16 protein-coding genes are annotated in these 18,516 nt (G+C 68.7%); 2 read left to right on the top strand and 14 right to left on the bottom strand.

Annotation, left to right across the window (positions count from 1 at the left end; translation table 11 throughout):
* Window positions 1-2: 2 nt before the first annotated feature.
* Genes nuoL through AB0N07_RS10030 form a run of 12 tightly spaced genes read right to left on the bottom strand, consistent with a single transcriptional unit; the run spans window position 3 to window position 12,809 of the window.
* Window positions 3-1,949, bottom strand: a complete 1,947-nt coding sequence (nuoL, locus tag AB0N07_RS10085) for an NADH-quinone oxidoreductase subunit L (RefSeq protein WP_365833757.1) — start codon at window positions 1,947-1,949, stop codon at window positions 3-5.
* Window positions 1,950-1,963: 14 nt separating this feature from the next.
* Complete coding sequence (nuoK, locus tag AB0N07_RS10080; protein WP_046585936.1) at window positions 1,964-2,263, bottom strand: NADH-quinone oxidoreductase subunit NuoK; 300 nt, start codon at window positions 2,261-2,263, stop codon at window positions 1,964-1,966.
* On the bottom strand, window positions 2,260-3,102 hold the full coding sequence (locus AB0N07_RS10075) for an NADH-quinone oxidoreductase subunit J (RefSeq protein ID WP_365833756.1): 843 nt from the start codon (window positions 3,100-3,102) through the stop codon (window positions 2,260-2,262). Before AB0N07_RS10075 ends, nuoK begins: the two co-directional genes overlap by 4 nt.
* The gene (gene nuoI, locus AB0N07_RS10070) at window positions 3,099-3,749 is read right to left on the bottom strand and encodes an NADH-quinone oxidoreductase subunit NuoI (protein ID WP_115906547.1); all 651 of its coding nucleotides are present in this window, start codon (window positions 3,747-3,749) and stop codon (window positions 3,099-3,101) included. Before nuoI ends, AB0N07_RS10075 begins: the two co-directional genes overlap by 4 nt.
* Window positions 3,742-5,106, bottom strand: a complete 1,365-nt coding sequence (nuoH, locus tag AB0N07_RS10065) for an NADH-quinone oxidoreductase subunit NuoH (protein WP_365833755.1) — start codon at window positions 5,104-5,106, stop codon at window positions 3,742-3,744. The genes nuoI and nuoH overlap by 8 nt, the downstream gene beginning before the upstream one ends.
* Window positions 5,103-7,607, bottom strand: coding sequence for an NADH-quinone oxidoreductase subunit G (locus AB0N07_RS10060; protein ID WP_365833754.1), 2,505 nt, complete (start codon window positions 7,605-7,607; stop codon window positions 5,103-5,105). The genes nuoH and AB0N07_RS10060 overlap by 4 nt, the downstream gene beginning before the upstream one ends.
* Entirely contained in the window at window positions 7,604-8,953 is a 1,350-nt protein-coding gene (nuoF, locus tag AB0N07_RS10055; RefSeq protein ID WP_365833753.1) for an NADH-quinone oxidoreductase subunit NuoF, read from the bottom strand. Before nuoF ends, AB0N07_RS10060 begins: the two co-directional genes overlap by 4 nt.
* Window positions 8,950-9,825 carry an NADH-quinone oxidoreductase subunit NuoE gene (nuoE, locus tag AB0N07_RS10050; RefSeq protein WP_365833752.1) on the bottom strand — a complete coding sequence of 292 codons (876 nt, stop codon included), beginning with the start codon at window positions 9,823-9,825 and terminating at the stop codon, window positions 8,950-8,952. The genes nuoF and nuoE overlap by 4 nt, the downstream gene beginning before the upstream one ends.
* Window positions 9,822-11,144 (bottom strand): NADH-quinone oxidoreductase subunit D, encoded by a 1,323-nt coding sequence (locus tag AB0N07_RS10045; RefSeq protein WP_365833751.1) that lies wholly within the window; start codon window positions 11,142-11,144, stop codon window positions 9,822-9,824. Before AB0N07_RS10045 ends, nuoE begins: the two co-directional genes overlap by 4 nt.
* A complete protein-coding gene (locus AB0N07_RS10040) occupies window positions 11,141-11,884 on the bottom strand; it encodes an NADH-quinone oxidoreductase subunit C (RefSeq protein ID WP_365833750.1) in 744 nt (247 codons plus the stop codon). Before AB0N07_RS10040 ends, AB0N07_RS10045 begins: the two co-directional genes overlap by 4 nt.
* Window positions 11,881-12,435: an NADH-quinone oxidoreductase subunit B family protein gene (locus AB0N07_RS10035; RefSeq protein WP_007383964.1), complete on the bottom strand. Its 555-nt coding sequence runs from the start codon at window positions 12,433-12,435 to the stop codon at window positions 11,881-11,883. Before AB0N07_RS10035 ends, AB0N07_RS10040 begins: the two co-directional genes overlap by 4 nt.
* A 14-nt stretch (window positions 12,436-12,449) precedes the next feature.
* Window positions 12,450-12,809, bottom strand: coding sequence for an NADH-quinone oxidoreductase subunit A (locus tag AB0N07_RS10030; RefSeq protein WP_003992243.1), 360 nt, complete (start codon window positions 12,807-12,809; stop codon window positions 12,450-12,452).
* A 765-nt stretch (window positions 12,810-13,574) separates the two neighbouring features.
* Between AB0N07_RS10030 and AB0N07_RS10025 the strand changes: the two genes are divergently transcribed.
* Window positions 13,575-14,369, top strand: a complete 795-nt coding sequence (locus tag AB0N07_RS10025) for a C40 family peptidase (protein ID WP_365833749.1) — start codon at window positions 13,575-13,577, stop codon at window positions 14,367-14,369.
* Between the two features lie 104 nt (window positions 14,370-14,473).
* Here the strand turns inward: AB0N07_RS10025 and AB0N07_RS10020 are convergent, their stop codons facing one another.
* On the bottom strand, window positions 14,474-16,288 hold the full coding sequence (locus AB0N07_RS10020) for an FAD-dependent oxidoreductase (RefSeq protein WP_365833748.1): 1,815 nt from the start codon (window positions 16,286-16,288) through the stop codon (window positions 14,474-14,476).
* 90 nt (window positions 16,289-16,378) lie between these two features.
* Here AB0N07_RS10020 and def point away from each other — a divergent pair, with 90 nt between their 5' ends.
* Complete coding sequence (gene def, locus AB0N07_RS10015) at window positions 16,379-17,005, top strand: peptide deformylase (RefSeq protein ID WP_365833747.1); 627 nt, start codon at window positions 16,379-16,381, stop codon at window positions 17,003-17,005.
* 135 nt (window positions 17,006-17,140) lie between these two features.
* Here the strand turns inward: def and AB0N07_RS10010 are convergent, their stop codons facing one another.
* Window positions 17,141-18,436, bottom strand: coding sequence for a geranylgeranyl reductase family protein (locus AB0N07_RS10010; RefSeq protein WP_365833786.1), 1,296 nt, complete (start codon window positions 18,434-18,436; stop codon window positions 17,141-17,143).
* Between the last annotated feature and the right edge of the window lie 80 nt (window positions 18,437-18,516).

Genomic DNA, 18,516 nt, shown 5'->3' with positions numbered 1-18,516 from the left:
TATCAGACCGCCCTCATCAGCAGGGTCGCGGCGATGAGGAGCGCCGCACCACCGAACATCGAGACCGCGTACGACCGCGCGAAGCCGTTCTGCAGCTTGCGCATACGCCCGGACAGGCCGCCGACCGAGGCCGCCGTGCCGTTGACGACGCCGTCGACCAGGGTGTGGTCGACGTACACCAGGGACCGTGTGAGGTGTTCGCCGCCGCGGACCAGGACGACGTGGTTGAAGTCGTCCTGCAGCAGATCGCGCCGGGCGGCCCGGGTGAGCAGCGATCCGCGGGGGGCGACGGACGGGACCGGGCGGCGGCCGTACATGGCGTACGCAATGCCGACGCCGATGAGCAGGCAGACCATCGTCCCGCCGGTGACCGCCGCCGCGCTGAGCGGGGAGTTGCCCTCGCTGTGGCCGGTGATCGGCTCCAGCCAGTGCAGGAAGCGGTCGCCGATGCTGAAGAACGCGCCACCGAAGACCGAGCCGACGGCCAGCACGATCATGGGGATCGTCATGACCTTCGGGGACTCGTGAGGGTGCGGTTCCGCGTGTTCGCCGTGGTGCTCGGCGGCGGGCTCCGCGCTCGGCGCCTCCGGGGAGCGAGTGGGCTGGTTGCGCCAGCGCTCCTCGCCGAAGAACGTCATCAGCATCACGCGCGTCATGTAGAACGCGGTGATGGCCGCGCCCAGCAGGGCCGCGCCGCCGAGGATCCAGCCCTCGGTGCCGCCCTTCGCGAAGGCCGCCTCGATGATCTTGTCCTTGGAGAAGAAGCCGGACAGGCCCGGGAAGCCGATGATGGCGAGGTAGCCGAGGCCGAAGGTGATGAAGGTGACCGGCATGTACTTGCGCAGGCCGCCGTACTTGCGCATGTCGACCTCGTCGTTCATGCCGTGCATGACCGATCCGGCGCCGAGGAAGAGCCCGGCCTTGAAGAAGCCGTGCGTCACCAGGTGCATGATCGCGAAGACGTAGCCGATGGGGCCGAGGCCCGCCGCCAGCACCATGTAGCCGATCTGCGACATGGTCGAGCCGGCCAGCGCCTTCTTGATGTCGTCCTTCGCGCAACCGACGATCGCACCGAACAGGAGCGTGACGGCACCGACCACGGTGACCGCCAGCTGTGCGTCGGGCGCGGCGTTGAAGATCGCTCCGGAGCGGACGATGAGGTAGACGCCGGCGGTCACCATGGTCGCGGCGTGGATGAGGGCCGAGACCGGGGTCGGGCCCTCCATCGCGTCCCCGAGCCAGGACTGCAGCGGCACCTGGGCGGACTTGCCGCAGGCGGCGAGCAGGAGCATCAGGGCGATGGCCGTCAGCTTGCCCTCGGAGGTGTCTCCGACGTGACTGAAGACCGGCCCGAAGGCGAAGGTCCCGAACGTCGTGAACATCAGCATGATGGCGATGGACAGGCCCATGTCGCCGACGCGGTTGACCAGGAATGCCTTCTTCGCCGCGGTCGCCGCGCTGGGCTTGTGCTGCCAGAAGCCGATCAGCAGGTAGGAGGCGAGGCCGACGCCCTCCCAACCGACGTACAGCAGCAGGTAGTTGTCGGCGAGGACGAGCAGCAGCATCGCCGCGAGGAACAGGTTCAGATAGCCGAAGAAGCGGCGGCGGCGCTCGTCGTGCTCCATGTACCCGACCGAGTACAGGTGGATCAGCGAGCCGACACCGGTGATCAGCAGGACGAACGTCATCGACAACTGGTCGAGGCGGAAGGCGACGTCCGCCTGGAAGCCCTGGACCGGGACCCAGCTGAACAGGTGCTGCATCAGGGTCCGGTGTTCGGCGTCCTTGCCGAGCAGGTCGGCGAAGAGGACGACGCCGATGACGAAGGAGGCGCCGGCGAGGACCGTGCCGATCCAGTGGCCGACGGCATCGAGCCGCCGACCACCGCACAGCAGTACGGCCGCTCCGAGCAGTGGCGCCGCCACCAGCAGCGCAATCAGGTTCTCCACGATTCAGCGACCCCTCAGAGCTTCATCAGGCTGGCGTCGTCGACCGAGGCCGAGTGGCGGGAACGGAACAGGGACACGATGATCGCGAGGCCGACCACGACCTCCGCGGCGGCCACGACCATCGTGAAGAAGGCGATGACCTGGCCGTCGAGATTGCCGTGCATCCGGGAGAAGGTGACGAACGCGAGGTTGCAGGCGTTGAGCATGAGCTCGATGCACATGAACACGACGATCGCATTGCGCCTGATCAGTACGCCGGTGGCACCGATCGTGAACAACAGCGCGGCGAGATACAGGTAGTTGACCGGGTTCACTTCGACGCCTCCTCGGCCCGCTTGAGGTTCGCCGGATCGATCGCGGTCCGCTCCAGGCGCTCCTGAGCGCGCTGCTCCAGCGCCCGCAGGTCGTTGAGCGCCTCGGCCGACACGTCACGGATCTGGCCGCGTTCACGCAGCGTCTTGCTGACCGTGAGCTCGGACGGGGTGCCGTCGGGCAGCAGGCCCGCGATGTCCACCGCGTTGTGCCGGGCGTACACGCCGGGCGCCGGCAGCGGCGGCACGTACTTGCCTTCCCGGACGCGCTGTTCGGACAGCTCGCGCTGGGTCTTGGCACGTTCGGTGCGCTCGCGGTGGGTGAGCACCATGGCGCCGACCGCGGCCGTGATCAGCAGGGCGCCGGTGATTTCGAAGGCGAAGACGTACTTGGTGAAGATGAGGGCCGCGAGGCCCTCCACATTGCCGTTCGCGTTCGCCTCGCCCAGGCCGTTGAAGTCCTTGAGGGAGGCGTTGCCGATCCCGGCGAGCAGCAGGATGCCGAAGCCGAGCCCGCACAGAAGGGCCAGCCAGCGCTGGCCCTTGATGGTCTCCTGCAGGGAGTCCGCGGCCGTCACACCGACGAGCATCACCACGAACAGGAACAGCATCATGATCGCGCCGGTGTAGACGACGATCTGCACGATGCCCAGGAAGTAGGCGCCGTTGGCCAGGTAGAAGATCGCCAGGATGATCATGGTGCCGGCGAGCGAGAGCGCGCTGTGCACGGCCCTCTTCATGAGGACGGTCGCCAGGGCGCCGATCACGGCGACGGTGCCGAGGACCCAGAACTGGAAGGCCTCTCCGGTGGAGGTGGAGTAGGCGGCGAGTTGCGCGCTCATCGACCGATCACCTTCTTCGAGGCGGGCTCTTCCTCACCGAAGGTGGAGGCGGCCTCCTGGACGACCTCGCCCTTGGAGACGGCCACCTGGCGCTCGGTGCCGGGCGCGGCCTCGGTGACGAGCCCCCGGTAGTAGTCCTGCTCGTCCATCCCCGGGTAGATGGCGTGCGGGCTGTCGACCATGCCCTCTTCGAGGCCGGCCAGCAGCTGCTCCTTGGTGTAGATGAGGTTGGCGCGGCTGCTGTCCGCGAGTTCGAACTCGTTGGTCATCGTGAGCGCGCGTGTGGGGCACGCCTCGATACACAGGCCGCACAGGATGCAGCGGGCGTAGTTGATCTGGTACACGCGCCCGTACCGCTCGCCCGGCGAGTAGCGCTCCTCGTCCGTGTTGTCGGCGCCCTCCACATAGATGGCGTCGGCGGGGCAGGCCCAGGCGCACAGCTCGCAGCCGACGCACTTCTCCAGGCCGTCCGGATGGCGGTTGAGCTGGTGCCGCCCGTGGAACCGCGGAGCCGTGGTCTTCTTCTGCTCCGGGTACTGCTCGGTCAGCCGCTTCTTGAACATGGCCTTGAAGGTCACGCCGAAGCCTGCGACGGGGTTCATGAAGCCGGGCTTCAACTGCTCGGTCTCCTTGGGCTCCTCAGCCATCGGACGCCTCCTTTCCATCCGAAGATCCGTCACTGGCAGTATCCGACCCACCACTGACAATCAGCTCTCGCTCGCGGCGCGGACTGCGCCTCGGCACCGGCGGCAGCTCCTGTCCCGGCAGTGGCGGTACGGGGAATCCGCCCGCCATCGGGTCGAATCCGGCGGCCTGTTCGGCAGGCTGCTCGGCTTTCCCGCCCTTGTCGCGGAAGATGTCGGCGACGAAGGACAGAAGCAGCAGGGCGAGGACGCCGCCGCCGATGTAGAGGGCGATGTCGGCGAAGTCGTAGTGCTCGTTCCTGAGGGCCCGGACGGTCGCGACCAGCATCAGCCAGACCACGGAGACCGGGATGAGGACCTTCCAGCCGAGTTTCATCAGCTGGTCGTAGCGGACCCGCGGCAGCGTGCCGCGCAGCCAGATGAAGAAGAACAGCAGCAGCTGCACCTTGATCACGAACCAGAGCAGCGGCCACCAGCCGTGGTTGGCGCCCTCCCAGAAGGTGCTGATCGGCCAGGGGGCGCGCCAGCCGCCGAGGAAGAGCGTGGTCGACACGGCCGAGACCGTCACCATGTTCACGTACTCGGCGAGCATGAACATCGCGAACTTGATCGACGAGTACTCGGTGTTGAAGCCGCCGACCAGGTCGCCCTCGGACTCCGGCATGTCGAAGGGGGCGCGGTTGGTCTCGCCGACCATCGTGACGATGTAGAGGATGAAGGAGACCGGCAGCAGGACGATGTACCAGCGGTCGTGCTGCTGCTCGACGATCGTCGACGTCGACATCGACCCCGAGTAGAGGAACACGGAGGCGAAGGCGGCGCCCATGGCGATCTCGTACGAGATCATCTGTGCACAGGAGCGCAGGCCGCCGAGGAGCGGATAGGTGGATCCGGAACTCCAGCCCGCCAGCACGATGCCGTAGATGCCGACCGAGGCGACCGCGAGGATGTACAGCATCGCGATCGGTAGGTCGGTCAGCTGCATCGTGGTGCGGGTGCCGAAGATGGAGATCTCGTTGTCGGCCGGGCCGAAGGGGATCACCGCGATCGCCATGAAGGCCGGGATGGCCGCGACGATCGGTGCGAGGACGTAGACGACCTTGTCCGCGCGTTTGACGATGACGTCTTCCTTGAGCATCAGTTTGATGCCGTCGGCGAGCGACTGGAGCATGCCCCAGGGGCCGTGCCGGTTCGGGCCGATGCGCAGCTGCATCCAGGCGACGACCTTGCGCTCCCAGACGATGGAGAACAGCACGGTCACCATCAGGAAGGCGAAGCAGAAGACGGCCTTGATGACGACCAGCCACCAGGGGTCGCGGCCGAACATCGAGAGGTCTTCAGCGGCGAGGTACGGGCTCATGCCTCCACCTCCTCGGGGGCCTCGCCGACGAGCGTCGCCGGGCCGATACGGACGAGAGCGCCGGGCAGCGCCCCGGTGTCGGAGGCGACGCCCCCGCCTGCGGAGTTCAGCGGGAGCCAGACCACCCGGTCGGGCATCTCCGCGACCCGCAGCGGCAGTTCGACCGCTCCGGAGGGACCGGTCACGGCGATGGTGTCGCCGTCCTTGACTCCCGCCTCGGCGGCGGTCGCGGCCGACACGCGCGCATGCGCGGCGTGCCGGGTACCGGCGAGCGCTTCGTCGCCCTCCTGGAGAAGCCCCTGGTCGAGCAGCAGCCGGTGCCCGGCCAGTACGGCTTCACCGGCGGCGGGCCGCGGCAGCGGGGCCGCGGTTTCCAAGGGTTCCGTGGCCCGGGGGCCGTCCCAGGGGCCGAGCCGGTCGATCTCCGCGCGTACGGTGCGCAGATCCGGCAGACCCAGGTGGACGTCCATGGCGTCGGCCAGCATCTGCAGCACGCGCGCGTCGGTGGGCGCGAGACGGCGGGTCATCTGGTCCGGCTTGAGCGCGGCCTCGAAGAACCGCACCCGGCCTTCCCAGTTGAGGAAGGTGCCGGCCTTCTCGGCGACCGCGGCGACGGGAAGGACGACGTCCGCGCGTTCGGTGACCTCACTGGGGCGCAGCTCCAGCGACACCACGAATCCGGCCTCCTGCAGTGCTTCACGCGCGCGTGCCGGGTCCGGCAGGTCGGCGACCTCGACGCCCGCCACCAGCAGTGCCTGCAGCTCGCCGGTTGCCGCGGCCTCGACGATCTGGCTGGTGTCGCGGCCGTAGCGGTGCGGGAGTTCGGCGAGGCCCCAGGCCGCGGCGACCTCCTCACGCGCGCGTGGATCGGTGGCCGGACGTCCGCCCGGCAGCAGCGAGGGCAGCGCGCCCGCCTCCAGGGCGCCGCGCTCACCGGCCCGCCGCGGGATCCACACCAGCCGGGCGCCGGTCGCGGAGGCGGCCCGTGCGGCTGCGGTGAGTCCGCCTGCCACGGCGGCCAGCCGCTCGCCGACGACGATCACCGCGCCCTCGGCGCGCAGCGCCTCGGCCGCACTGGCCCCACCGTCCTCCAGTCCGACGCCGCTCGCGAGTGCGTCCAGCCACTCGGTCTCGGTGCCCGGGGCGGCCGGCAGCAGCGTGCCACCGGCCTTCTCCAGGCCGCGCGTGGTGTGCGTGGCGAGCGAGAACACCTTCTGGCCGTGCCCGCGCCAGGCCTTGCGCAGCCGCAGGAAGACGCCGGGCGCCTCCTCCTCGGCCTCGAACCCGACCAGCAGAACGGCGGGCGCCTTCTCCAGAGAGGTGTACGTGACGCCCGTACCGTCGAGATCACGTCCGCGTCCGGCGATCCTCGCAGCGAGGAAGTCGGCTTCCTCGCTGCCGTGCACGCGCGCGCGGAAGTCGATGTCGTTCGTGTCGAGGGCCACGCGCGCGAACTTGCTGTACGCGTAGGCGTCCTCAATCGTGAGGCGGCCGCCGGTCAGGACGCCGGTCCTGCCGCGGGAGGCGAGCAGTCCCTGAGCGGCGATCTGCAGCGCCTCCGGCCAGGAGGCCGGTTCGAGGTCACCCTCCGCGTTCCGTACGAGGGGTGTCTGGAGCCGGTCCCGCTGCTGTGCGTAACGGAACGCGAAGCGCCCCTTGTCGCAGATCCACTCCTCGTTGACCTCGGGGTCGTTGGCGGCCAGCCGCCGCATGACCTTGCCGCGCCGGTGGTCGGTGCGGGTGGCGCAGCCGCCGGAGCAGTGCTCGCACACGCTCGGCGAGGACACGAGGTCGAAGGGCCGGGAGCGGAAGCGGTAGGCCGCCGAGGTCAGCGCGCCGACCGGGCAGATCTGGATGGTGTTGCCGGAGAAGTACGACTCGAAGGGGTCGCCCTCGCCGGTGCCGACCTGCTGCAGGGCGCCCCGCTCGACCAGCTCGATCATCGGGTCGCCCGCGATCTGGTTGGAGAAGCGGGTGCAACGGGCGCACAGCACGCACCGCTCACGGTCGAGCAGCACCTGCGTGGAGATCGGCACGGGCTTCTCGTACGTCCGCTTCTTGCCCTCGAAGCGCGACTCGGCCTGCCCGTGCGACATGGCCTGGTTCTGCAGCGGGCACTCGCCGCCCTTGTCGCAGACCGGGCAGTCCAGCGGGTGGTTGATGAGGAGGAGCTCCATCACACCGTGCTGGGCCTTCTCGGCGACCGGCGAGGTGAGGTGCGTCTTCACCACCATGCCGTCGGTGCAGGTGATGGTGCAGGAGGCCATGGGCTTGCGCTGGCCCTCGACCTCGACGATGCACTGCCGGCAGGCACCGGCCGGGTCGAGTAGGGGATGGTCGCAGAACCGGGGGATCTCGATGCCGAGCTGCTCGGCGGCCCGGATGACCAGGGTGCCCTTGGGCACGCTGATCTCGGCGCCGTCGATCGTCAGCGAGACGAGATCCTCCGGCGGGACCGCCGCCTCTCCCCCACCCGTGGGAGCGCTGGTGGTCACGGTCATGCGTTCACCTCCGTGCGGTCGGCCCAGGCCGTCGACTTGGCCGGGTCGAAGGGGCAGCCGCGGCCCGTGATGTGCTGCTCGTACTCCTCGCGGAAGTACTTCAGCGAGGAGAAGATCGGCGAGGCGGCGCCGTCGCCGAGGGCGCAGAACGACTTGCCGTTGATGTTGTCGGCGATGTCGTTCAGCTTGTCGAGGTCGGACATCACGCCCTTGCCGGCCTCGATGTCGCGCAGCAGCTGCACGAGCCAGTAAGTCCCTTCGCGGCACGGTGTGCACTTGCCGCAGGACTCATGGGCGTAGAACTCGGTCCAGCGGGTGACGGCGCGCACGACGCAGGTCGTCTCGTCGAAGCACTGCAGGGCCTTGGTGCCGAGCATGGACCCGGCGGCGCCCACCCCCTCGTAGTCGAGGGGTACGTCGAGGTGCTCGTCGGTGAACATCGGCGTCGAAGAGCCGCCCGGTGTCCAGAACTTGAGACGGTGGCCCGGCCGCATGCCGCCGCTCATCTCAAGGAGCTGGCGGAGTGTGATGCCGAGCGGGGCCTCGTACTGGCCGGGACTCGCGACATGGCCGCTGAGCGAGTAGAGCGTGAAGCCGGGGGACTTCTCACTGCCCATCGATCGGAACCATTCTTTGCCCCGGTTCAGGATTGCGGGAACCGACGCGATCGACTCGACGTTGTTCACAACAGTCGGGCACGCATAGAGGCCCGCCACCGCAGGGAAGGGGGGACGGAGCCGCGGTTGACCCCGGCGGCCTTCGAGCGAGTCGAGCAGTGCGGTCTCCTCACCGCAGATGTACGCGCCGGCGCCGGCGTGCACGGTGAGCTGGAGGTTCAGCCCGCTGCCCAGGATGTTCTCGCCGAGGTAGCCGGCCGCGTAGGCCTCGCGCACGGCCTCGTGCAACCGCCGCAATACGGGGACGACTTCACCACGCAGATAGATGAAGGCATGCGAAGACCTGATGGCATAACACGCGATGACGATGCCCTCGATGAGGCTGTGCGGGTTCGCGAAGAGGAGCGGGATGTCCTTGCACGTCCCCGGCTCCGACTCGTCGGCGTTGACAACTAGATAGTGCGGCTTTCCATCACCCTGGGGAATGAACTGCCATTTCATTCCCGTCGGGAATCCCGCGCCGCCACGGCCGCGCAGCCCGGAGTCCTTGACGTACGCGATCAGGTCGTCCGGGGACATCGCGAGCGCCTTGCGGAGCCCCTCGTATCCCTCGTGCCTTCGGTAGACGTCCAGCGTCCAGGACCGGTCCTCGTCCCAGAAGGCCGACAACACGGGTGCGAGCAGCTTCTCGGGGCTGTTGTTCCTGAGTTCGGGTGCCAAGGTCATCACTCCCCCTCCTCGGCGGCAGGCCCTGCCGGGTGGGCCGGGTCGGAGGCCGACGTGTCCTGTGGCGCATCGTGTGAGCTGAGGTGCTCGGTCGGCGACGGCTCGTGCACTTCCCTGTCCTGCGGCTCGTCCTCGTGCGGGCCGCCGTCCCGCGGATGGACCACGCGCGCGGGTGCGGCCTCTCCCCTTGCCAGGCGAAGGCCCACCAGCGACGCCGGTCCCGCACTGCCGCTCTCCTCGACGGCCCCTGGCCGCTCGTCGGGGAAGCCGGCCAGCATCCGCGCGGTGTCCTTGAAGGTGCAAAGGCGCGCCCCGCGCGTGGGCTCGACGTCCCGTCCCGCGCGGAGATCGTCGACGAGGCGCTTGGCGCTGGCCGGGGTCTGGTTGTCGAAGAACTCCCAGTTGACCATCACCACCGGCGCGAAGTCGCAGGCCGCGTTGCACTCGATGTGCTCCAGGGTGACCTTGCCGTCGTCGGTGGTCTCGCCGTTGCCGACGCCGAGGTGCTCCTGGAGCTCCTCGAAGATCGCGTCACCGCCCATCACCGCACACAGCGTGTTGGTGCAGACGCCCACCTGGTAGTCACCGCTCGGCTTGCGCCGGTACATCGTGTAGAAGGTCGCGACGGCGGTGACCTCGGCCGTGGTCAGGTTCAGCACATCCGCGCAGAACTGCATCCCGGTGCGCGTGACATGGCCCTCCTCCGCCTGCACGAGATGCAGCAACGGCAGGAGCGCGGACCGGGAGTCGGGGTAGCGGGCGATCACCTCGCGCGCGTCCGCCTCGAGCCGGGCTCGGACGTCGTCCGGGTAGGCGGGCGCGGGCAGTTCGGGCATGCCCAGGCTGACGCCCCGCTCCGAAGAACTGGTGGTCACCGGTCGACGCCTCCCATCACGGGGTCGATGGATGCGACGGCGACGATGACGTCGGCGACCTGGCCGCCCTCGCACATCGCCGCCATGGCCTGCAGGTTGGTGAAGGACGGGTCACGGAAGTGGACCCGGAAGGGGCGGGTGCCGCCGTCGGACACGGCGTGCACTCCGAGTTCGCCCTTGGGCGACTCGACGGCCGCGTACGCCTGTCCCGGCGGGACGCGGAAGCCCTCGGTGACCAGCTTGAAGTGGTGGATCAGGGCCTCCATGGAGGTGCCCATGATCTTCTTGATGTGGTCGAGGGAGTTGCCGAGCCCGTCCGGTCCCAGGGCGAGCTGGGCGGGCCAGGCGATCTTCTTGTCGGCGACCATGACCGGTCCCGGCTGCAGCCGGTCCAGGCACTGCTCGACGATCCTGAGGGACTGGCGCATCTCCTCCAGGCGGATCAGGAAGCGCCCGTAGGAGTCGCAGGTGTCGGCGGTCGGGACGTCGAAGTCGTATGTCTCGTAGTCGCAGTACGGCTGCGTCTTGCGCAGGTCGTGCGGCAGACCGGTGGAGCGCAGGATCGGGCCGGTGGCGCCGAGGGCCATGCAACCGGCCAGGTCGAGATAGCCGACGTCCTGCATACGGGCCTTGAAGATGGGGTTCCCGGTGGCGAGCTTGTCGTACTCCGGGAGGTTCTTCTTCATCTTCTTCACGAACTCGCGGATGTGGTCCACCGCGCCGGGCGGCAGGTCCTGCGCGAGTCCGCCGGGCCGGATGTAGGCGTGGTTCATCCTGAGGCCCGTGATGAGCTCGTAGATGTCGAGAATCATTTCACGATCACGGAATCCGTAGATCATGATCGTGGTGGCGCCGAGTTCCATGCCGCCGGTGGCGATGCACACCAGATGCGAGGAGAGCCGGTTCAGCTCCATCAGGAGCACCCGGATGATCTTGGCTCGCTCGGTGATCTGGTCCTCGATGCCGAGGAGTTTCTCGACGGCGAGGCAGTAGGCGGTCTCGTTGAAGAAGGACGTCAGATAGTCCATCCGCGTCACGAACGTGGTGCCCTGCGTCCACGTTCGGAACTCGAGGTTCTTCTCGATGCCGGTGTGGAGGTAGCCGATGCCGCAGCGGGCCTCGGTGACCGTCTCGCCGTCGATCTCCAGGATCAGACGGAGCACTCCATGGGTGGAGGGGTGCTGGGGCCCCATGTTGACAACGATGCGCTCGTCGTCGGCACGGGCCGCGGACTGGACGATCTCGTCCCAGTCGCCACCGGTGACCGTGTAGACGGTGCCTTCAGTGGTCTCGCGAGGAGAGGCTTGCGAAGTGCTCACGAGTACGACCTCCGCTGGTCCGGAGCCGGGATCTGGGCGCCCTTGTACTCGACGGGGATGCCGCCGAGGGGGTAGTCCTTGCGCTGCGGATGGCCCTGCCAGTCGTCCGGCATCATGATCCGCGTCAGGGCCGGATGACCGTCGAAGACGATCCCGAAGAAGTCGTAGGTCTCGCGCTCGTGCCAGTCGTTGGTGGGATAGACGGAGACCAGGGACGGGATCTTCGGGTCGGCGTCCGGGGCGCTGACTTCGAGGCGGATCAGCCGGTTGTGGGTGATCGAGCGCAGGTGGTAGACGGCGTGCAGCTCGCGGCCCTTGTCGTGCGGGTAGTGGACGCCACTGACGCCGGTACACAGCTCGAAGCGCAGGGCGGGGTCGTCGCGCAGGGTGCGGGCGACGCGCAGCAGGTGTTCGCGCTCGATGTGGAAGGTGAGTTCGCCGCGGTCGACGACCGTCTTCTCGATCGCGTTGTCCGGGAGGAGTCCTTGCTCCTCCAGGGCGCCCTCCAGTTCGTCGGCGACCTCGTCGAACCAGCCCCCGTAGGGGCGGGCCGCCGGTCCCGGGAGGCGGACCGAGCGGACCAGGCCGCCGTAGCCGGAAGTGTCGCCGCCGTTGTTGGCGCCGAACATGCCGCGCTGGACGCGGATCTCCTCACCGCCCTCGCCGCGCTGGCCGGGGAGGTTCGAGGCCCCGAGATCCTTCTCCGGGTTGACCCCGTTGGTGCCGTTCGCGTCGCTCACCGCAGCAGCCCCTTCATCTCGATCGTGGGCAGGGCCTTGAGCGCCGCTTCCTCCGCCTCGCGGGCCGCTTCCTCGGCGTTCACGCCGAGCTTGGAGGACTGGATCTTCTGGTGCAGCTTGAGGATGGCGTCCATCAGCATCTCGGGCCGTGGCGGGCAGCCGGGCAGATAGATGTCGACCGGCACGATGTGGTCGACGCCCTGGACGATCGCGTAGTTGTTGAACATGCCGCCCGAGGAGGCGCAGACCCCCATGGAGATCACCCACTTGGGGTTCGGCATCTGGTCGTAGACCTGGCGCAGCACCGGCGCCATCTTCTGGCTCACCCGGCCGGCCACGATCATCAGGTCCGCCTGGCGGGGCGAACCGCGGAAGACCTCCATGCCGAAGCGCGCCAGGTCGTAGCGGCCGGCGCCGGTGGTCATCATTTCGATGGCGCAGCAGGCCAGCCCGAACGTGGCCGGGAAGACGGACGCCTTGCGCACCCAGCCCGCGGCCTGCTCGACGGTGGTCAGCAGGAATCCGCTCGGCAGCTTTTCTTCGAGTCCCATGTGTTAAAGGCCCCTCAGTCCCATTCCAGGCCGCCGCGCCGCCATACGTACGCGTACGCGACGAAGACGGTGAGCACGAAGAGCAGCATCTCCACGAGCCCGAAAATCCCCAGGGCGTCGAAGGTGACGGCCCAGGGGTAGAGGAAGACGATCTCGATGTCGAAGACGATGAAGAGCATCGCCGTCAGGTAGTACTTGATGGGGAAGCGCCCGCCGCCGGCCGGCGTGGGGGTCGGCTCGATCCCGCACTCGTAGGCCTCGAGCTTGGCCCGGTTGTACCGCTTCGGACCGATCAGCGTGGCCATGACCACGGAGAAGATCGCAAAGCCTGCCCCGAGGGCTCCCAGTACGAGGATGGGCGCATATGCGTTCACCGCTCCTCGCTCCTCTCAGTCGGCACTGACTGCTGGCGATGGCATCGGACTCACACCAACCTCATACGCCTCTCCAACCCCGCCCGTCCCGGCGAAGATCGAGAACATGTGAAGCAGGTCACAAGCCCAACTGCCTCGCATCTTATGCCCGCCGCTCTGTGATCTGCGACACGGGGTATTACACAAGCTTTGTGATCTCCACCACCTGATGAAGGATCATGAAGTCGGATGAGCGGTGATCTTCGTACGCGAAGCGTCCAAGTGATCACCAGAGGTGACATTTTCGCTCGTCGGCGCAGCTCGGGAGGGGCGTCTCAATATCAAGAGACTTCCCTTGCATGCAAATTGGTGCTGGACGAGATGTCCTGATAGGGCGACGCGTTCACACATCAGGGGGGGTGTGCGGTCCGGTGTGGACGCGTGCACGCATTCACGAGCGGGACCCGGCCGTGACGCGAGCGCAACCGGGCCGTGATCTTCACGCGAGACGCGCACATTGCTGTGACCGTTGCGTGACCTCCGCCACACCCCGAAAGGCGCCCGGGAACGGGGCTTGGCCACCTGCCTCAACCAGTGGTAAGCGCGGGGCAATTCGGGCGTAATCATGAAACGCCGTGATCACAGGCCTGATGGGCCGCGTCCGCAATGTCCGTTACGGCGTCAATAAAGAGCGAGCCGCCCGGAATTCGGGCCGCCGGTTGAACAACTGTGGCGCACCACACGTTTCTTGAAGGTATGGAGGAGCCCCTGATACCCGTTGTTCTCATGTCCCACACCGCTCACATACGCAGCCACCGGAAGCCCCGCCGCAGCGCGACCACGAGTCTCGCGGTGCGCGCCGGAGTTGCCGGTGGCGTCCTCAGCATGGCTGCCGCGGGCGCGTCGGCCTCGGCGAGCGCCGCCGAGACCACGCAGACCCTGCAACTGCCCACCCTGACGGCCGATCTGGCCACTCAGGTCGCCCAGTCCGCGGACGCCACGCAGCAGGCAGCCGCGAACTACGAGCTGCAGGCCGAGCGTGACGCGGCCGCCGCAAAGGCCGCGAAGCAGGCCAAGGCGGACCTCGCAGAGGCGAAGAAGAAGGCCGAGGCCAAGCAGAAGGCCGAGGCCGCCCGGAAGGCCGCCGCCGAGCAGGCCGCTTCCCGCAGCACGCAGCGGACCACCCTGGCCGCCATCACGACGAGCACTTCGACGTCCACGGCCACCGGTTCGGCCGCCGCGATCGTCGACTTCGTCAAGGCTCAGGTCGGTAAGGCGTATGTGTCCGGTGCGACCGGTTCATCCGCTTACGACTGCTCGGGTCTGGTGCAGACCGCCTTCAAGCAGATCGGCATCAGCCTGCCGCGGGTCTCGCAGGACCAGTCGACCGCCGGCACCCCGGTCTCGCTGAGCGACCTGCAGCCGGGCGACATCCTGTACTGGGGCAGTGCGGGCAGCGCGTACCACGTGGCGGTGTACGTCGGCGACGGCATGTTCGTCGGTGCGCAGAACCCGTCCACCGGTGTGGTCGAGAGGCCGCTCTCCTACGACCCGCCGACCGGCGCGGTGCGGGTGCTCTGACACCCCGCAGCACAACACGTGTTGCACGGACGCACGGAAGGGCCGCAGCCGCTCGGGGGCAGCGGCCCCTCCGTCCATGCCGCCGGGTCGAATGCCGGGCGGGTCTATCCCAGGTCGAAGGTGTTGGGCAGGCCGAGCTTGTAGCGCAGTTCGTCGGCCCGCTTCAGGGGCTCCAGCTCGGGCGGCCGGTACAGCTCCCAGATCTCACACGGCTCGGCGTCCGAATTGTCCGCGTCCAGGAGGGCGTTGACGGCCCGTCGCGCGGACTCGTTGGCGCCCTCCATCGTCGCCAGGTCGACATCGGTGTGGACGTAGTCGCCGGCGAGGAAGAAGTTCGGCACCTTCGTGCGGGCCGAAGGACGGTTGTAGAGCGTTCCCGTCGGGTGGATGAGGAGCTGTTCGCGGTTCTGCGGGTTCGGGCCGCCGAGACCGGTCACCGCCGGGTCCATGAACCAGCCGAGGCGGTCCTCGTCCCTGAGGGGCGTCTTGCCCGAGTCGTTGACACCGTCCTTCAGCTGGGCCCACAGCTCGGCGACGATCTCGTCCTTCGTGCACTCCCTGGCCGTCTTGCCATACAGGATGCCCGGCTTGTCCCACTCGGAGATGATCGCGGACAGGCAGTCGTGGGCCTGTCCGTCGCCGTAGTCACGCGAGAAGTCCCTTACGTCCCAGAACTGCGCCTGCCCGATGCCCGTCACCGACCAGGGTGAGTCGAGGCAGTTGATGTGGCCGTGCACGACGGGTGTGGGCGTGCGCAGATAGAACATCACGCCGGTCATCCAGTCCGTCTGCAGCGCGTCGCAGCGCGCCAGCTGCGGGTCCGCCGCCCGCAGCGCCCTGCCCCACGTCCCGCGGGCGTGCTCGACGGGCATGGCGCAGACGTAGTGGTCGGCGGTGACGGTGCGCTCCCGGCTGCCGTCACGGGCGGCGACACGTACGCCGGTCACGCGGCCGCCCTCGTACACGACCTCCCTGACCTGTGTTCCGAGCACGAACTCGACGCCCTGGGAGCGGAGGTGGGTCTCCCAGGGATCGATCCAGGCCTCGCTGGTGGGGGCGTCGAGGACGCGGTCGATGTCGGCGTCGCCGTCCAGGCCGCGGCCGAGCAGGCCCCACAGGATCAGGGCCTCGATGATGACCCGGCCGACGGTGCGGGTGGACGCCACTTCCGCGCGCGTGGCGACGAGGTTGCGGGTCTGGCCGATGCCGAGGAGGGTGCGGTACTCCTCGCTCATCTCCTCGGCGCGGATGAAGTCCCACCAGGCGGTCTTCTCCCACTGGTCCTCGCGGCGGGCGTCGCAGCTGGTGAGGTGGACGAGGAGCCGGTCGGCGAAGTAGGCGGCCTCGTGGGCGGGCAGGCGGGTGCCCAGGTCCAGGGCGGAGAGGATCTGGTCGCGGATCCAGGACGGGGTGATGTCGCCGGGGGCGGGTGGCGTGGTGACGCGGCGCAGGGGGAAGTGCAGGTCCGGGCGGCCCGAGCTGCGGGCGAACAGTTCCTCGGTGGCGTTGCGCAGATTGCCGTGGACGCCGTTCGCGTTGCCGGGGAAGGGGATGCGGCGCATCGTGTCCGGCAGGTTCCGGTAGAAGCCCGGGAAGAAGCGGAAGCCGTGCTCGCCGGGGAGCGGCGCCCGGCCGCCGGTCCCCGTGCCCGGGACGGGTATGGAGCGGGCCTTGCCGCCGAGGACGTCGTAGTACTCGTAGACGGTGACGGCGTAGCCGCGTTCGGCGAGTTCGTGGGCGGCGCTGAGGCCGGAGACTCCGCCGCCGAGGACCGCGACACGCTTGCCCGCGGCGGCCGCGTGCGCGCGTCCGGCGGGCCATAAGGCGAGGGCGCCGGCCGCTCCCCCGGCGCCGGCGAGGAAGCGTCTGCGGGTGTGGCCGGTGTTCTCCTGCGACTGCCGCGCGTGCTCTGTTGTCATGAACAACGGAGGGTAGGGAGGGACTCTGCATGTAGTAACCCGGTTCTCCCGCCACCCACAGCATCCTCACAACCACAAGGAGGCACAGACATGCCATGTGTGTTCGTGCAAGGCAGGCCCGTCGACTCGTATCCGCCGCTCGCGCCCGAGGCCCGGCGCGGGAGGGTGCGGCGCGTGACGGAGGTCGGGGAGGAGGTGCTGCACCGGCCGTGCCGGGACGTGACCGAGTTCGGGCCCGATCTCGCCGCGCTCATCGACGACATGTTCCTGACGATGTACGTCGCCGAAGGGGCCGGGCTCGCGGCGAACCAGGTCGGCGTGGACCTGCGGCTGTTCGTGTACGACTGCCCGGACGACGAAGGCGTCCGGCACGTCGGGCACGTCGTCAACCCGGTGCTCGACACCCTCGCCCCGGCCGGGCGCCGGCTGCTCGACGAGGCAGAGGGGTGTCTTTCGGTGCCGGGCGCCGTGATGGACGTACCGCGTCCGGACCGGGCAATGGTGCGCGGGTTCGACAAGGACGGCGAGCCCCTCACGATCGAGGGCACGGGGTACTTCGCGCGCTGCCTGGCGCACGAGACCGACCACTGCAACGGCCAGGTCTACCTGGACCGCCTCTCCAAGCGGGAGCGGAAGGACGCGCTCAGGCAGGTGGCGGACCGGCGCGACGAGGTGTTCGCGCGCCGGGCCGCCAACGTGGAGGCTCTCAGGAGCTGAGCGCTCCGCGGGACGTGCTGCGATGTGGGGGTCGCTCGTCTGCGGCATCGGCGTGGCCGGTCGCTCCCCCACTCTCGAACTCCGCTCGAGCGGGGGACCCTCATCGCGGCCGTGGACTTCGCCGGACCTGCTCGGTCACGCCTTCGGGGCCACCCTGCTCAGCCCGTTGATGATGCGGTCCATCGCGTCGCCGCCGGTCGGGTCCGTCAGGTTCGCCAGCAGCTTCAGGGTGAACTTCATCAGCATGGGGTGGGTCAGACCGCGCTGGGCCGCGATCTTCATGACCTTCGGGTTGCCGATGAGCTTCACGAAGGCGCGGCCCAGCGTGTAGTAGCCGCCGTAGGTGTCCTTGAGGACGCGCGGGTAGCGCTGCAGGGCGAGTTCGCGGCTCGCGGGCGTCGGACGGGCGTGGGCCTGGACGATGACGTCGGCGGCGATCTGGCCGGACTCCATGGCGTAGGCGATGCCCTCGCCGTTGAAGGGGTTCACCAGGCCGCCGGCGTCGCCGACCAGGAGGAGGCCCTTGGTGTAGTGGGGCTGGCGGTTGAAGGCCATCGGGAGCGCGGCTCCGCGGATCGGCCCGGTCATGTTGTCCGGGGTGTAGCCCCAGTCCTCCGGCATGGAGGCGCACCAGGCCTTGAGGACCTCGCGCCAGTCGAGTTCCTTGAAGGAGTCGGAGGTGTTCAGGACGCCCAGGCCGACGTTGGAGGTGCCGTCGCCCATGCCGAAGATCCAGCCGTAGCCGGGGAGCAGGCGGTCCTGGGGGCCCCGGCGGTCCCAGAGCTCCAGCCAGGACTCCAGGTAGTCGTCCTCGTGGCGGGGCGACTCGAAGTACGTGCGCACCGCGACGCCCATCGGTCGGTCCTCGCGGCGGTGCAGGCCCATCGCCAGCGACAGGCGCGTCGAGTTGCCGTCGGCGGCGACCACGAGCGGGGCGTGGAAGGTGACTTCGCGCTTCTCCTCGCCGAGCTTGGCGTGCACGCCGGTGATGCGGCCGGTGCGATCGTCGATGATCGGGGCGCCGACGTTGCAGCGCTCGAAGAGCCGGGCGCCCGCCTTCTGGGCGTTGCGGGCGAGTTGCTCGTCGAAGTCGTCGCGCTTGCGGACGAGGCCGTAGTCCGGGAAGGAGGCGAGATCCGGCCAGTCCAACTGGAGGCGGACGCCGCCGCCGATGATGCGCAGCCCCTTGTTGCGCAGCCAGCCGGCCTCCTCGGAGACGTCGATGCCCATCGCCACGAGCTGCTTGACGGCGCGCGGAGTCAGGCCGTCGCCGCAGACCTTCTCGCGCGGGAACTCGGTCTTCTCCAGCAGCAGCACGTCGAGGCCGGACTTGGCGAGGTGGTACGCCGTCGTGGAGCCGGCCGGGCCCGCGCCCACGACGATCACATCGGCGGTGTTCTCGGAGAGGGGCTCGGAGTGGGGTTCGGTCACGACGGTCACGGCGGGATCTCCCCAAGTTCGACAAATCTCTGTGCCGAGCGGCACTGGACACAGGCAGTCTATTCAGCAGA

Source organism: Streptomyces sp. NPDC051172, from assembly GCF_040682555.1.
Taxonomy (GTDB): domain Bacteria; phylum Actinomycetota; class Actinomycetes; order Streptomycetales; family Streptomycetaceae; genus Streptomyces.
Note: the sequence above shows the minus strand (reverse complement) of the source record. Positions and strands in the feature narration are given on the sequence as shown.

Coding starts and splice junctions, on each gene's coding strand:
- AB0N07_RS10025 (WP_365833749.1), top strand. CDS start 13,575: ATGTCCCACACCGCTCACATACGCAGCCACCGGAAGCCCCGCCGCAGC.
- AB0N07_RS10035 (WP_007383964.1), bottom strand. CDS start 12,435: ATGGGACTCGAAGAAAAGCTGCCGAGCGGATTCCTGCTGACCACCGTC.
- nuoI (WP_115906547.1), bottom strand. CDS start 3,749: ATGGCTGAGGAGCCCAAGGAGACCGAGCAGTTGAAGCCCGGCTTCATG.
- AB0N07_RS10020 (WP_365833748.1), bottom strand. CDS start 16,288: ATGACAACAGAGCACGCGCGGCAGTCGCAGGAGAACACCGGCCACACC.
- nuoH (WP_365833755.1), bottom strand. CDS start 5,106: ATGAGCCCGTACCTCGCCGCTGAAGACCTCTCGATGTTCGGCCGCGAC.
- AB0N07_RS10060 (WP_365833754.1), bottom strand. CDS start 7,607: ATGACCGTGACCACCAGCGCTCCCACGGGTGGGGGAGAGGCGGCGGTC.
- AB0N07_RS10075 (WP_365833756.1), bottom strand. CDS start 3,102: ATGAGCGCGCAACTCGCCGCCTACTCCACCTCCACCGGAGAGGCCTTC.
- def (WP_365833747.1), top strand. CDS start 16,379: ATGCCATGTGTGTTCGTGCAAGGCAGGCCCGTCGACTCGTATCCGCCG.